The organism is Blastomonas aquatica, from assembly GCF_014639875.1.
Classification (GTDB): domain Bacteria; phylum Pseudomonadota; class Alphaproteobacteria; order Sphingomonadales; family Sphingomonadaceae; genus Blastomonas; species Blastomonas aquatica.
The window spans coordinates 300,810-314,560 of the sequence record NZ_BMGD01000002.1; the positions used below are offsets into that span (position 1 = coordinate 300,810).

Annotated in this window: 14 protein-coding genes; 8 read left to right on the forward strand and 6 right to left on the reverse strand. The window is 64.8% G+C overall.

The window, feature by feature from the left end; all coding sequences use genetic code 11:
- Nucleotides 1-18 precede the first annotated feature (18 nt).
- The gene (locus tag IEW00_RS05430) at nucleotides 19-1,884 is read right to left on the reverse strand and encodes an ABC-F family ATP-binding cassette domain-containing protein (RefSeq protein WP_188513368.1); all 1,866 of its coding nucleotides are present in this window, start codon (nucleotides 1,882-1,884) and stop codon (nucleotides 19-21) included.
- Between the two features lie 275 nt (nucleotides 1,885-2,159).
- Here IEW00_RS05430 and IEW00_RS05435 point away from each other — a divergent pair, with 275 nt between their 5' ends.
- The 6 genes from IEW00_RS05435 (at nucleotide 2,160) to IEW00_RS05460 (ending at nucleotide 7,259) form a co-directional block, all read left to right on the forward strand.
- Nucleotides 2,160-2,768, forward strand: a complete 609-nt coding sequence (locus tag IEW00_RS05435) for an EF-hand domain-containing protein (protein WP_188513369.1) — start codon at nucleotides 2,160-2,162, stop codon at nucleotides 2,766-2,768.
- A 98-nt stretch (nucleotides 2,769-2,866) separates the two neighbouring features.
- Nucleotides 2,867-3,601 carry a response regulator gene (locus IEW00_RS05440; protein WP_188513370.1) on the forward strand — a complete coding sequence of 245 codons (735 nt, stop codon included), beginning with the start codon at nucleotides 2,867-2,869 and terminating at the stop codon, nucleotides 3,599-3,601.
- Nucleotides 3,598-5,004, forward strand: a complete 1,407-nt coding sequence (locus IEW00_RS05445; protein ID WP_188513371.1) for a sensor histidine kinase — start codon at nucleotides 3,598-3,600, stop codon at nucleotides 5,002-5,004. The genes IEW00_RS05440 and IEW00_RS05445 overlap by 4 nt, the downstream gene beginning before the upstream one ends.
- A gap of 162 nt (nucleotides 5,005-5,166) precedes the next feature.
- The gene (gene hemB, locus IEW00_RS05450; RefSeq protein WP_188513372.1) at nucleotides 5,167-6,180 is read left to right on the forward strand and encodes a porphobilinogen synthase; all 1,014 of its coding nucleotides are present in this window, start codon (nucleotides 5,167-5,169) and stop codon (nucleotides 6,178-6,180) included.
- 5 nt (nucleotides 6,181-6,185) lie between these two features.
- Nucleotides 6,186-6,737 (forward strand): gamma carbonic anhydrase family protein, encoded by a 552-nt coding sequence (locus IEW00_RS05455; RefSeq protein WP_188513373.1) that lies wholly within the window; start codon nucleotides 6,186-6,188, stop codon nucleotides 6,735-6,737.
- A gap of 15 nt (nucleotides 6,738-6,752) precedes the next feature.
- A complete protein-coding gene (locus tag IEW00_RS05460; RefSeq protein WP_188513374.1) occupies nucleotides 6,753-7,259 on the forward strand; it encodes a PAS domain-containing protein in 507 nt (168 codons plus the stop codon).
- A gap of 27 nt (nucleotides 7,260-7,286) precedes the next feature.
- On the opposite strand, the gene IEW00_RS05465 is transcribed toward IEW00_RS05460, so the two are convergent.
- Nucleotides 7,287-7,541 carry a hypothetical protein gene (locus IEW00_RS05465; RefSeq protein ID WP_188513375.1) on the reverse strand — a complete coding sequence of 85 codons (255 nt, stop codon included), beginning with the start codon at nucleotides 7,539-7,541 and terminating at the stop codon, nucleotides 7,287-7,289.
- 169 nt (nucleotides 7,542-7,710) lie between these two features.
- Here IEW00_RS05465 and IEW00_RS05470 point away from each other — a divergent pair, with 169 nt between their 5' ends.
- Both IEW00_RS05470 and IEW00_RS05475 read left to right on the forward strand, forming a co-directional pair.
- On the forward strand, nucleotides 7,711-8,073 hold the full coding sequence (locus IEW00_RS05470) for a DMT family protein (RefSeq protein ID WP_188513376.1): 363 nt from the start codon (nucleotides 7,711-7,713) through the stop codon (nucleotides 8,071-8,073).
- A gap of 57 nt (nucleotides 8,074-8,130) precedes the next feature.
- On the forward strand, nucleotides 8,131-8,664 hold the full coding sequence (locus IEW00_RS05475; RefSeq protein ID WP_188513377.1) for a thermonuclease family protein: 534 nt from the start codon (nucleotides 8,131-8,133) through the stop codon (nucleotides 8,662-8,664).
- Between the two features lie 7 nt (nucleotides 8,665-8,671).
- Here the strand turns inward: IEW00_RS05475 and IEW00_RS05480 are convergent, their stop codons facing one another.
- From IEW00_RS05480 to IEW00_RS05495, 4 genes are all read right to left on the reverse strand, one after another.
- Nucleotides 8,672-9,688, reverse strand: coding sequence for an aspartyl protease family protein (locus IEW00_RS05480; RefSeq protein WP_188513378.1), 1,017 nt, complete (start codon nucleotides 9,686-9,688; stop codon nucleotides 8,672-8,674).
- Nucleotides 9,689-9,770: 82 nt separating this feature from the next.
- On the reverse strand, nucleotides 9,771-12,179 hold the full coding sequence (locus IEW00_RS05485; protein WP_188513379.1) for a ligase-associated DNA damage response DEXH box helicase: 2,409 nt from the start codon (nucleotides 12,177-12,179) through the stop codon (nucleotides 9,771-9,773).
- Nucleotides 12,180-12,457: 278 nt separating this feature from the next.
- A complete protein-coding gene (mmsB, locus tag IEW00_RS05490; protein ID WP_188513380.1) occupies nucleotides 12,458-13,333 on the reverse strand; it encodes a 3-hydroxyisobutyrate dehydrogenase in 876 nt (291 codons plus the stop codon).
- Nucleotides 13,334-13,741, reverse strand: coding sequence for a VOC family protein (locus IEW00_RS05495; RefSeq protein WP_229736831.1), 408 nt, complete (start codon nucleotides 13,739-13,741; stop codon nucleotides 13,334-13,336). It abuts the gene before it with no gap.
- Nucleotides 13,742-13,751: the final 10 nt, after the last annotated feature.

The window sequence follows — 13,751 nt, forward strand, 5'->3', positions numbered from 1 at the left end:
CGAGCCGGCCTTCAAGCGTCAATTGAGCGCTTCGAGCTTCTCGTTGCATTCCAGCCAGGTCGCCTCGGCTGCGGCCAGCTCGTCGCCGAGCCGCGTGCGCTGGCGCGCGAGTTCGCTCATCGTCAGCTTGGCAAGCTCGGGCTTGGCGGTGGTGGGATCGAACATGGCGCGGTCGATGTCCGAGCACTGCGCCTGCAGTTCGGCCACGGCCTTTTCCGCCGCCTTGACCCTGTTCTCGACCTTGCGGATCTGGTCGCGGTTGAAGGCTTCGGCTTTCTTGTCCTTCTTGGACATCTTGGGCTTGGGCTCGCCCTTGGGCTGGTTGATGCCGAGCACGAAGTCCATGTAGTCGCGCATCGAGCCGTTATATTCGGTCGCGGTCCCGGCATCGACCAGCACCAGCCGGTCGGCGGTCAGTTCGACCATATGCCGGTCATGGCTGATCAGGATCACCGCGCCGTCATATTCGTTGAGCGCCTGGACCAGGGCTTCGCGCGCGTCGACATCAAGGTGGTTGGTCGGCTCATCGAGGATTAGCAGATGCGGCGCATCGCGGGTGATCAGTGCTAGTGCCAGACGGGCGCGTTCGCCGCCTGAAAGCGTGCCGACACTCGACATCGCGCGGTTGCCCGAAAAGCCGAACCGGCCCAGCTGCGCGCGGACCGCACCGGGCGTCTTGCCCTGCATTGCGCGGGTCATCTGCTCGAGCGGGGTGCTGTCGCTCTCGAGCTCTTCGACCTGATACTGGGTGAAATAGCCGATCTGCATTTTGCCGGCGGTTTCCATCGCGCCTTCGAGCGCGGGGAGCTGCGCGGCGAGCAGCCGCGCCAGCGTGGTCTTGCCGTTGCCGTTGCGCCCCAACAGCGCGATCCGGTCATCGGGATCGATCCGCAGATTCAGCCGCCGCAGGATCGGGGTGTCCGCGCTATAGCCGACCGCCGCCAGATCGAGCGTGATCAGCGGGGGCTTGAGCTCGGACGGGCTGGGGAAGTCGAAGGTCAGGCTCGGATCTTCCATCAGCGCGGTGATCGGCTGCATCTTGGCGAGCATCTTGGCGCGCGACTGCGCCTGCTTGGCGGTCGACGCGCGCGCGCTGTTACGCGCGACATAATCCTGCAATTTGGCGCGCTGGGCATCCTGCGACGCCTTGGCGGCGGCAAGCTGCGCGGCGCGCTCGGCGCGTTGGCGCTCGAAGCTGTCATAGCCGCCGGGATACAGCGTCACCTTGCCGCCCTGCAGGTGCAGGATGTGATCGACGACGTTGTTGAGCAGATCGCGTTCATGGCTGATCACGATCAGCGTCGCAGGGTACGCCTTGAGGAAGTTCTCAAGCCACAAGGTCGCTTCAAGATCGAGGTGGTTCGAAGGCTCGTCGAGCAGCAGTACATCGGGTTGCGAGAACAGCAGCGCGCCCAGGGCGACGCGCATCTTCCAGCCGCCCGAAAAGCTGTCGAGCGCGCGGTTCTGCATCTCGTCATCGAAGCCCAGGCCGGTGAGGATGATCGCGGCGCGCGAAGGCGCGCTGTACGCGTCGATCGCCAGCAGCCGTTCGTGCACATCACCCAGCCGGTCGGGATCGGTGCAGGTCTCGGCCTCTTCGAGCAGCTGCATCCGCTCGACATCGGCGGCGAGCACGGTCTCGAGCGGGGTCATCGCGCCGTGCGGGGCTTCCTGCGCGATATAGCCGAGTTTTGCGAGGCGCGGCATCTCGATCTCGCCGTCGTCAGGCTCGAGCTCGCCGATCATCACCTTCATCAGCGTGGACTTGCCCGCACCATTGCGCCCGATTAGGCCGATGCGGCCGCCGGGGGGAATCGACGCGGTTGCGCCGTCGAGGATCGTGCGGCCACCCAGCCGGACGGTGATGTTGTTCATTGCGAGCATGCCCGCGCGCCTACCAGCAAGCGACGCATTAGCCAAGCGGGGCGTTGCTGCAACGCAGCGAAAGCCGCCAAAAGCCCCCGATCAGATTGCGCCCCGATGAATGCAAGGCTTCAATTGATACACTTTGCGACACTTTTGCCAGTGATCCGGCATAGCTGTGCGACATTGGACCCCTAGAACGGTTCTCAAGGAAGTCGTCCCGGCCCCACCTCATCCCCCTGTGCAGGAGGGGTCGGGGCGATCTCCTCCTCCAAGGAAACACAAAGGAAATCCCCATGAAGAAGACCCTTATAGCAGGTGCCGCTCTCGCCGCGATGCTCACCGGCAGCATCGCCATTGCCCAGCCCGCTGGCGGCAAGATGCGCGGTCCCGATGCCAACCAGGACGGCGTGATCACCGAAGCTGAAGTCCGTGCCCATGCCCGTGAACGCTTTGCCAAGATGGACGTCAACAACGACGGCAAGATCGACAAGGCCGACCGCGAAGCTCGCCAGGCCGAGCGCTTCAGGAAGCTCGACACCGATGGCAATGGCCAGATCAGCCAGGCCGAAATGACCGCAGCCCGCGAAGCCCGTGAGGCCAAGCGCGGCGAACGCATGGCCAAGCGCGCCGAAGCCGGCAAGGGTGAGCCCGGTGCTCGCCAGGGTGGCAAATGGCGTGGCAAGCGTGCTGGTGGCGGCGAAGCCATGCAGCGCGGCATGATGCGGATGGACACCAACAACGACGGCGCCATCTCGCTGGCCGAGTTCGAAGCAGCCGCAGTCGAGCGTTTCAAGCGCCAGGACACCAACAATGACGGCCAGGTGACCAAGGCCGAGCGTAACGCTGCGCGCGAAGCGATGAAGCAGCGCTGGCAGGAAAAGCGCGCCAATCCCGCTGGCTGATCGCCGACTTTCGACATTCTTCCGGCCCCGGTGCAGGTTCCCCGCTGCACTGGGGCTGGTTGCCTTTGATTACTACAACCGGCACACGCTGAACTGATATGAACGAACCGCCCCACATCTTGCTCGTCGATGACGAACCGTCCTTGCGCGAACCGCTGGCCGAATATCTCGTCGGGCAGGGCTTTGACGTGACCGAGGCGGGCGATGCGGCCAAGGCGCGCACCTTGATGCGTGACCAGCGCTTTTCAATCCTGCTGCTCGATATCATGATGCCGGGCGAGGATGGTCTGAGCCTGTGCCGCCATGTCGCGGCGCAATCCGAGATTCCGGTCATCCTGCTCACCGCCAAGGGCGAGGCGATGGACCGGATCATCGGGCTGGAAATCGGCGCAGACGATTATGTCGTCAAACCCTTCGACCCGCGCGAACTTGTGGCGCGGATCAAGACTGTTCTGCGGCGGGTCGGACGCTCGCCGCAAGCGCTCGAGGAGGAAGTTCAGGGCTTCGAGTTCGAGGGCTGGACGCTCGACACCGTCAAGCGCCGCCTGATCGATCCCGATGGCGCGCTCGTCCCCATTTCCACCGCCGAGTTCAAGCTGCTGCAGGTGTTCTGTGAGCATGCCGGGCATGTGCTCAACCGCGACCAGCTGCTCGATCTGGCGCATGGCCGCGAGGCGCATCTGTTCGATCGCGCGATCGACAACCAGATCAGCCGGCTGCGCAAGAAGGTCGAAACCGACAACCGCACCCCGAGGCTGATCAAGACCGTGTGGGGCGGGGGCTATACGCTTGCCGCCAAAGTCCGCCGTCTGTCGGTGCCGGAGGCCTCATGACAGCGCTCAAAAGGCTGTGGCCGTCCAGCCTTGCAGGCCGCCTGCTGCTGACGATCGCATTGGCCTTGCTTGCCGGTCAGCTGCTCAACGGCGCGCTGCTGGTGCGTGCCCAGCGTGGCCAGGCGATGGACCGGGTCGCGGCGGAAGCTGCGGTGCGGCTGATCGCTGCGACCGACCGGATCGAGCAGGGTCGCCCGCTGCGCGAGCGCAATTTCGGCAGGATGGGCCGTGCACCCGGCCTGAGGATGCGCCGGACCGAGCTCGATGCTGCCAGCCCCGTTGCACCGGACATGCGGCCGATGCCCGAGCTTGAGCAGCGGTTGAACGCGATCCTGCCGACCTATGGCGTGGCCTACGCCCAAATCGATGCCGCTGCGATGCCCGCGCCGCCGCGTCCCCGACGAATGGCCCGGCTGGCCGCCGAGATCGGTGGCCAAAACAATGAACGCGTCAGCCAGCTTGCACTGATTGCGATCGAGCGGCCCGATAGCCAGTGGCTCAGCGTCCGCGTACCCGTTCCCGAGGCATCGAACCGCATCGGCGCGACGATCATCCTGCAGACCGTGGTGCTGTATCTGGTGATGCTGGTGCCTCTGGTGTGGCTCACCCGGCGGATTGCGCGGTCGATGGGGACGCTGCGCGACGGCGTGGCGCAGTTCGAGCAAACCCAGCAGGCGCAGCCGATCGAACCGTCGGGGCCAAGTGACCTTGCCGATCTCACTCGATCGTTCAATGCGATGACCGCGCGGATATCGGCAATGCTCAACGAAAAGGACGTGATGCTCGGCGCGATCGGGCATGATCTCAAGACGCCCTTGGCGGCGCTCAGGGTCCGCGTCGAATCGGTGCCCGACGATCGTCAGCGGGAGCGCATGGTCGCGAGCATCGACGACATCACCCGCACGCTCGACGACATCCTGTCGCTGGCGCGGATCGGGCGGACCGGCGAAGCCCCCGAGCCGGTCAATCTGGGTGCGCTGGTCGAGATGATCGCCGACGAGTACCGCGATCTGGAGCAGGATGTCGAGCTGGCCGATTGCGAGCGGATCGTCGCGCCGTTGCAGCTCACCTGGATCCGCCGTGCGCTGCGCAACGTCATCGGCAATGCGGTGCGCTATGGCGAGCGGGCACGGATCAGCGTCGCGCGGCAGGCGAAGAGTGTCGCGATCACCATCGATGATGACGGTCCGGGCATTGCCGAAGATCAGATCGAACGGATGTTCGAACCGTTCACCCGGCTCGAGGCTTCGCGCAACATGGCCACCGGCGGCACCGGGCTGGGTCTCACGCTCGCCCGCGCAGTGGCGCACCAGCATGGCGGCTCGCTGACGGTACAGAACCGGCGCGGGGCCGGCGGGGCGATCGAAGGCCTGCGCGCGGTACTGACGCTGCCGGTGGGGTGAGGTCATTATCTGTTTTCCGGCGCACGCCGGAATCCAGAGCGACTGCAGCGCAACCTCGCTCCTGGGCTCTGGCTTTCGCTAGAGAACGAGTGGGGAATAGAGGGACGGACTTTCCAGCATCACACCTTCCCCTTGGCTTCACCACCCGCTAAAGCTTTGTCTATGACGCACAATTCACCCCCGACCGCCTATCCCGCCACCCGCCTGCGCCGCACCCGTGCGACCCGCTGGAGCCGCGACATGGTCCGCGAGACCAGCCTGTCGCCGGCCAACCTGATCTGGCCGCTGTTCGTGACCGAAGGCGAGGGTGTCGAGGATCCGATCGGCTCGCTTCCCGGCGTGTCGCGCTGGTCGGTCGATGGCATCGTCGCGCGCGCCAGCGAAGCTGCCGACCTCGGCATCGCGTGCATCGCCCTGTTCCCCAACACCCAGGCCGAACGCCGCAGCCAGGACGGCGCCGAGGCGCTCAATCCCGACAACCTGATGTGCCGCGCGATCCGCGCGATCAAGGCCGAGCTTGGCGACCAGATTGGCGTGCTCACCGATGTCGCGCTCGACCCCTATACCGCGCACGGCCAGGACGGGCTGGTCGATGACGAGGGCTATGTGCTCAACGACGCGACGGTCGAGGTGCTGGTCGGCCAGGCGCTCAACCAGGCGGCAGCGGGTGCGGACATCATCGCGCCTTCGGACATGATGGACGGGCGCATCGGCGCGATCCGCGCGGCGCTCGAAGCGCATGGCTATCACAACGTCCAGATCATGAGCTACGCCGCCAAATACGCCAGCGCGTTCTACGGCCCGTTCCGCGATGCGGTGGGCTCGTCGGGGCTGCTCAAGGGCGACAAGAAGAGCTATCAGATGGACCCCGCCAATGGCGACGAGGCGTTGCGCGAGGTCGCGATGGATATCGCCGAGGGTGCCGACAGCGTGATGGTCAAGCCCGGGATGCCGTATCTGGATATCGCAGCGAGGGTGAAGCAGACCTTCGGGCTGCCTGTCTATGCGTATATGGTCTCGGGTGAATATGCGATGATCGAGGCTATGGCGGCGGCAGGCGCAGGCGACCGCGATGCGGTGGTGCTCGAAAGCTTGCTCGCCTTCCGCCGCGCGGGGTGCAGCGGTATCCTGACGTATCACGCGCTCCACGCCGCCAAGCTGCTGGCCAGGGGATGAGGCGAATGCACGACATTTCGATCATCAGCCTGCACGGCAAGACCCCGCGAATCCACGACAGCGCGTTCATCGCGCCGGGATGCCGTATCATCGGCGATGTCGAGATCGGCCCCGATGCGAGCATCTGGTACAACTGCGTGATCCGCGCCGACGTCAACCGCATCGTCATCGGCGCGCGCACCAATGTGCAGGATGGCAGCATCATCCATTGCGACAGCCCGCGCCCGGGCCTGGAAGATGGGTATCCCACGCTGATCGGCGAGGATGTGCTGATCGGTCATCTGGCGATGGTGCACGGCTGCGTGCTTGAGGACCGCGCGTTCGTCGGGCTGGGCTCGATCGTGATGGACGGTTGCCGGATCGGCAGCGATGCGATGCTGGCAGCCGGTGCGATGCTGACGCCTGGCAAGGCAATCCCCGGCGGTCAGCTCTGGGGCGGACGTCCAGCCCAGTTCATGCGCGACCTGCCCCAGCCTGCGATCGCCGGAATGCGGATGGGCGTTGCGCATTATGTCGAAAACGCGCGGGCGCATAAAGCGGCCGTTGACACGGCATAGGCCAAGGCGCGGACCATGTTGCCTGCCTTGATCCAGCATCTGCCATGGATATGCGCGCTTGTTGCAACGCTTGCAGCATTGGAGATGCTGCGTCGGCTGCGCGCCATACAGCGCGAAAATCTGGCGCTGCTGCAGGACCGTAACCGCGCTACCCTGTCGCTTGATCTGGCGCTGGGTATCGGTCGCATGGGCAATTGGCAGTTCGAACGGTCGGAAACATCGCTGTTCTGGTCGGACGAAGTGTTCGCCATTCACCAGCGTGACCGGCGGCGCGGCCAGCCCGGGGTGCATGAGGCGATATCCTATTATCATCCCGATGACCGGCTGAAAGTTGCCGATGCGGTGAAGCGCTCGCTCGACAATGGCGAGGATTATGATTTTCGTGCGCGTATTATCACCGACAGCGGGCAAGTGCGCGAGGTCATGTCACGCGGAACCTGTCGTTTTGGCCGTGATGGAACCGCGATCGGCATGATCGGGTTCATCATCGATCTCTCGGCGGGGCCGGTCAGCCAGGCCTGACGGGCCATATCGAGCCAGCCGGTTCGCTCAGCGCCTGAAATCCTGCGGCGGGACGAAACGTTCACCTCGCGCACGCGCCTTCATCGCTTCATCGGCGATTGCGGTCTTGCGCTCCACGGCTGCGACGCGGGTTGCCTTGCGCCGGGTCAACCCTCCGCTTTCCTCGGATATCGCCATCGCTACCTTGCGGATCTGCTCGCCCCGCGTGCCAATCAGCAGTGCAAGAAACACCGATGCGAGCGAAATCGAAAGGAACGAAATGAACACACTGTCTGGTGACATGCTGACCCCCTTTTGTGAGCAACTTCAACAAGATGTGCGCATTTCTGGTTTAGCAAACCTTGGCAGAAAGGGTTAAGGATGCGTTGACGACAGATTTATGTTCCCTTTACCTCTCGCGCTGTCGCCGACAGAGGGTTTTGAGCGCTTTAGCCCGATACGAAGGACCGCCATGCCCACTCAGATCGCGCCCACCGTCCTGCTGCTCGCCATCTCGAACATCTTCATGACCACGGCCTGGTACTGGCACCTGAAGGGCGGGACGGAGGCGGCCGCAGCCCGCCCGATTTTCTGGGTGATCGCTATCAGTTGGGCCATCGCTCTGGTCGAATACTGTTTCGCGGTGCCCGCCAACCGAATCGGCTTTGCGCATGGCTGGAGCCCGGGCCAGCTCAAGATCGTGCAGGAGGCCCTCGCGCTGACGGTGTTCGGCGTGTTCATGGTCGTGGTGCTGGGCGAGGCGCTCAACTGGCGGCACCTCGCGGCGTTCACGTGCATCATGGCCGGGGTGGGGTTTCTGTTCGTCGGCAAATGAGCCGAACCGAAGACTGAAGGTAAGGTTTGATTTACCTCTCGGGCTGATGCTCGCTCCATGGCTGTACACCTTCATTCGCGGCAACCGGTCGGGGCAGAACGCGACACCCGCCTCACCATCGGGCTGTCGCTTGCCATTGCCGCGTTGGTCGGCTGGAATGCGCCCGACTGGCTTGGCCTATCGCCCGCTGCGCCCACGTCGATCCAGTCCGCCAGCCCCACAAGCCAGCCCGCAGCCAACCTGGTGTCAGCATCGTTTTCGGTCTGCAGTGGCGGCAAGCGCTACACTTGCGTGGTGGATGGCGACACGATCTGGCTGCGCAGCCAGAAGATCCGCATTTCCGATATCGATACGCCCGAGGTGTCGACGCCCCGCTGCGAGCAGGAACTGCAACGCGGCATGCGCGCGACGCACCGGATGGTCGAACTGCTCAACACCGGGCCGTTCGCGCTAGAGCCCGCCGATCGCGCGCAGGATCGCTATGGCCGGGCGCTGTTTCGGCTGACCCGTGATGGCACCAGCCTGGGCACGGCGCTGGTCGATGAAGGGCTGGCAGTTTGGTACGGCAACGGCCGTCGCGACTGGTGCTGATGCACAGTTAGATCCGCGCCCCGACAGGCTTGCGCTTGGCGTTGCTCGGCATGTCGAACAACACCCGGCGTTGCTTGAAATCGATCATCATCCGGCTGAACTGGCGCAATGTTCCCATGCCGAGCAACAGGGCAGGGGTATTGTCGAGCCCCAGCACGCGAAACGCATCGGTATCGGTGAAGACGATCGGCACCTGGTCGAACTGCGCCCGGCCGATACGGAAATCCGCCGCCAATCCGGAATCGGCGACCACCGACTGGCCGGTCACCGATTGCAGGCTGGTCTGCTCGATTCGCAACCGGTTGCCATTGCCCAGCCGCCGCTGCAGCGCCAGATTGCCGATGTTCGACTGGGCGCCAGTGTCGATGACCACGCTGATGCGGTTTCCGCCCAGTGTCGCATCGGTGAAGATCAGCTGGCCCGACCTGCGCCTGGCGGTAACGACGATCTCGAAATCGCCAAGGGGTGCGCGCTTGGTGACGTCCTCGATGCTGATCGCGTTGCTGGTGAAATCGAACAGGATGCGCTGGTCCTGCAGGCCGTCGAGCCCCAGGATGCCGTCGGCTCCGATATGCCGCGCTTCTAGGATCGGCGCGACCACCTCGCCATAATTCTGCTGGCCAAGCGTGAGCTCGGGCACATAGACGGTCTCGACCATCATGCTGCCTGCGATGCTAACCAGATGGGCGATTTCGGCGAATTCGAGCGCAAGGGTGCCCGCGATATCGCGCGAGACAACCGTGCGCTCGGATCCTGTGTCGATCAGGAACGAAAACGGCCCGCGGCCATCGATGCTCACCGGAACGGTCATCCTGTCGGCAAGGTCCTGATTCAGCCCGATGATTTCCGCTGCGCTGCTGACCGCATTGGCCTCCAAGACCCCAACGGTGGCGGTCGCCATGTCGGCAGGCGGCGCATTATCCTGCGCGCTGCTGGCGGGCGCTACCGCGGCCATGGTCAGCGCGAGTGCGCCATACAGGATACGGCGACCGGGAAGGCGGCCAGATAAGCGCGAATATGCCATTGCTGCGATCCTCTCGTGCGTCCGCCGGTTCCGGTCTCTATGGTCGCGCTGCCAAACTACCACTGCCCACCTTTCCTGACAATCAATCGCCGCGCATCGCGGTGGCGGCGAGGCTCTCGGCTTCGACCAGCAGCGCATCGTCGGTCGATCCCTGCGCCACGCTTTCGCGCCCGATCATCACCAGCACCGGCACCGCCAGCGGGCTGACGCGGTCGAGATCGACATGCAGCATCGTGCCGACTGCGCGGTCGAGCAGATCGCCCAGCCGCCCGACATCGGTCATCCGCGCGCGCGCATCGGCCCACGCGGCCTCGAGCAGCACATGATCGGGCTCGTATTTGCGCAGCACATCGTAGATCAGATCGGTCGAAAAGGTGACCTGCCGCCCCGACTTCTTCTTGCCCGGGTGCTGCCGCTCGACCAGCCCGCTGATCACCGCGACCTCGCGGAAGGCACGCTTGAGCAGATACGAATTCTGCACCCAGTCGGTAAACTCGTCGGCGAGGATGTCGGCAGACAGCAAGGCGCCCGGGTCTGGGATCGGTTTCAGCCCCCAGACCGCGAGCGCATAATCATTGGCGACGAAGCCCATCGGCTGCAGCCCGCGATCCTCCATCCGCCGCGTGAGCAGCATGCCGAGCGACTGGTGCGCATTCCAGCCCTCGAACGGATAGCAGACCATGTAATGCCGGCCATGGTGCGGGAAGGTCTCGACCAGCAGCTGATCGGGCTCGGGCATCGCCGAGCGCCAGTCCTGCATCTCGAGCCATTCGCGCACATCATCGGGGAAGCGCGACCAACTTGCCCGGTCGGTGAGGAAGTTTCGCACCCGCTGCGACAGGTGCGTGGTCAGCGGCATCCGCGCGCCGCCATAGCTGGGGATCTGCGAGGCCTTGGACGATGCCTTGACCAGCAGGTCCATGTCGTTGATCCGCTCGACCTCGAGCCCCATTCCGGCAAATATGAAGGTATCGCCTGGAGCGAGCTGCGCGGCGAAATTCTCCTCGACCTTGCCCAGCGAACGCCCGTTCTTGAACCGCACCTCGAGCATCGCAGCATCGACGATGATCCCGGCGTTGAGGCGATATTGCGCAGCAAATTTGGGGTGTGCCAGCCGCCAGGTGCCATCGGCCAGCCGCACCAGCCGCTTGAACTTGTCATAGGCCCTGAGCGAATAGCCGCCGTTCTCGACAAAGCCGAGTACCCGCTCGAACGCGGCGCGGTCGATACCGCTATAGGGTAAAGCGGATTGCACTTCGTCGAGCAGCGCATCCTCGTGGAACGGCCCAGCGCAGGCTGCGCCCATGATGTGCTGTGCCAATACGTCGAGCCCGCCGGGGCGGAAGCTCTCGCCATCGCGCTGGCCTTCCGTGACCGCATCGAACGCGGCCTGCGCCTCCAGAAATTCGAAGCGGTTCCCGGGGACGAGGATCGCGCGGCTGGGGCTGTCGAGCCGGTGGTTGGCGCGGCCGATCCGCTGCAGCAGCCGCGACGATCCCTTGGGCGCGCCCATCTGGATCACACAATCGACATTGCCCCAGTCGACGCCGAGATCGAGGCTGGCGGTGGCGACCAGCGCGCGCAGCTCGCCCCGCGCCATCGCGCCCTCAACCTTGCGCCGCGCCTCGACTGAGAGCGAGCCGTGGTGAATGCCGATCGGCAGATGCGCCTCGTTCAGCTCCCACAGCTTCTGGAAAATGAACTCGGCGAGGAAGCGTGTGTTGCAGAAGACCAATGTGGTCTGGTTGCGACCGATTTCCTCGAGCACCTGCGGCACGGCGTAGTTGCCGCTGTGCCCGGCCCAGGGGACGCGGTCGTCGGTGATCAGGATCGACAGATCGGGCTCGGCGCCGGGCTCGCCCTCGACCAACGCCACGGTATCGATATCACCATAAGGCGCGAGCCAGGCGCGATAGGCATCGGCATCGGCCACCGTCGCCGACAGCGCCACCCGGCGCAGCGCAGGCGCGATCGCCTGCAACCGCGCCAGCGAGAGGTTGAGCAGGTCGCCGCGCTTGCCCGTGGCAAAGGCATGCACCTCGTCGACGATCACGGTCTTGAGCCCCGCGAACATCTCGAAGCTCTCAGGGTAGGAGAGCAGCAGGCTGAGCGATTCGGGCGTGGTCAGCAGGATGTTCGGTGGGCGCGCGCGCTGGCGCGCCTTGCGGTCCGATGGCGTATCGCCGCTGCGAGTCTCGATGGTGATGCCCAGCCCCATCTCGGTCACCGGGGTCAGCAGATTGCGCTGGATGTCGTGCGCCAGTGCCTTCAGCGGCGAGATATACAGCGTGTGCAGCCCGTCATGACTGCCGCCATCGGCAAAGTCGGCGAGCGTGGGCAGAAACCCCGCGAGCGTCTTGCCCGCACCGGTCGATGCGACGAGCAGCGCATGGCGCCCGGCGTCTGCCTGTTCGAGCATCTCGAGCTGATGCTGCCGTGGTGCCCAACCGCGCTGCGCGAACCAGTCGGTGATGATTTCGGGCAGCGCCATGGCTGCGGATATAGGGGGAGAGGGGGGCGAACAGAAGGGGGCGGCCTTCTGCATCGATCGTCATGCACAACACCGTTCAGCCTGAGCTCGTCGAAGGCCCCGCACCAAGGCCGCGTTGATTACGCATCGTTTTCCGGCGAACGCCGGAATCCAGAGCGATGGCAGTGCAATCTGACTCCTGGGCTCCGGCTTTCGCCGGAGAACGGTGAAGCGCAAGCGGGCGTGGACGCGGGGCCTTCGACAGGCTCAGGCTGAGCGGGGTGAGTGCAGTTTGGCGCTCACTCCAGCGCTGTGATGATTGCCGAGAAGTCCAGCCCCTGCGCGTCGGCTTCCACGAACGCCGCGTAGATCGCTTCTGCCCGCTCACCCATTGGTACCTGTGCGCCGTTGGCCTTGGACGCCTCGAGCGCGAGCCGCATGTCCTTGAGCATCAGCGCGGCGGCAAAGCCTCCGGCATAGCCATTATCCGCCGGGCTTGTCGGCCCGACGCCGGGGACGGGGCAATAGCTTGTCATCGACCAGCTCTGGCCAGAGGCCTTGGACGAGATGTCATAGAAGGTCTGCAGGTCGAGCCCCAGCTTCTTGGCCAGCGCAAAGGTCTCGCAGGTCGCGGCCATCGTCGCGCCGAGCAGCATGTTGTTGCAGATCTTGGCCGCCTGGCCTGCGCCATTGTCGCCTGCATGGATCACCGCCTTGCCCATGTCATTGAGGATCGGCGCGGCGCGCGAAAAACCGCCCGAGCTGCCGCCGACCATGAAGGTGAGCGTGCCGCCATTGGCCGCCGCGATTCCGCCCGAAACCGGCGCATCGACCGCCTCGAGCCCGCGTTCCTTGGCCGCTGCTGCGACGTGCCGCGCGGTGTCGACGTCGATGGTCGAGCAATCGATCAGCAAGGTGCCCGGCCGCGCCGCGCCGAACACGCTGTCGTTATAGACCGATGCGACATGCTTGCCCGCAGGCAGCATGGTGACGATGACATCGGCATCGCTGACTGCCTGCACCGGATCGGACACCGGATGGCATCCCGCCGAACCCGCGCGGGCCAGTGCCTCGCCCGACAGATCGAACGCAATGACCTTGTGCCCGGCCTTGGCAAGGTTTGCCGCCATGCCGCCGCCCATGTTGCCCAGGCCGATAAATCCAATGGTCGCCATTCAAATCTCTCCATTGTCCGGAACCGCGTTGTCACGCGATTCGATCAAATCCCACCTGTTGCCATACAGGTCGGCGAATACCACGACCCGGCCATAGGCTTCGGTCCGCGGGGTTTCGGCAAACGTCACGCCTGCCGCGAGCATCCGCGCGTAATCGCGGTCGAAATCGCGCGTGTGCACGAAGAACGCGACACGCCCGCCCGCCGCTTTGCCCACGGCGGCGTTCTGGTCGGGCGAGGTGGCGCGTGCCAGCAGCAGCTCGCCGCCATCGCGCGCACCGACCCTGACCCAGCGTTTGCCGCCGCCCAGGTCGGTGTCTTCGAGCAGCGCCCAGTCCAGCGCTGTGACGAACCATTCGATGGCCTCGTCATACTCGCGGACCAGAAAAGCGGTGTAGGCCAGCCTCACCCGTTCAGTC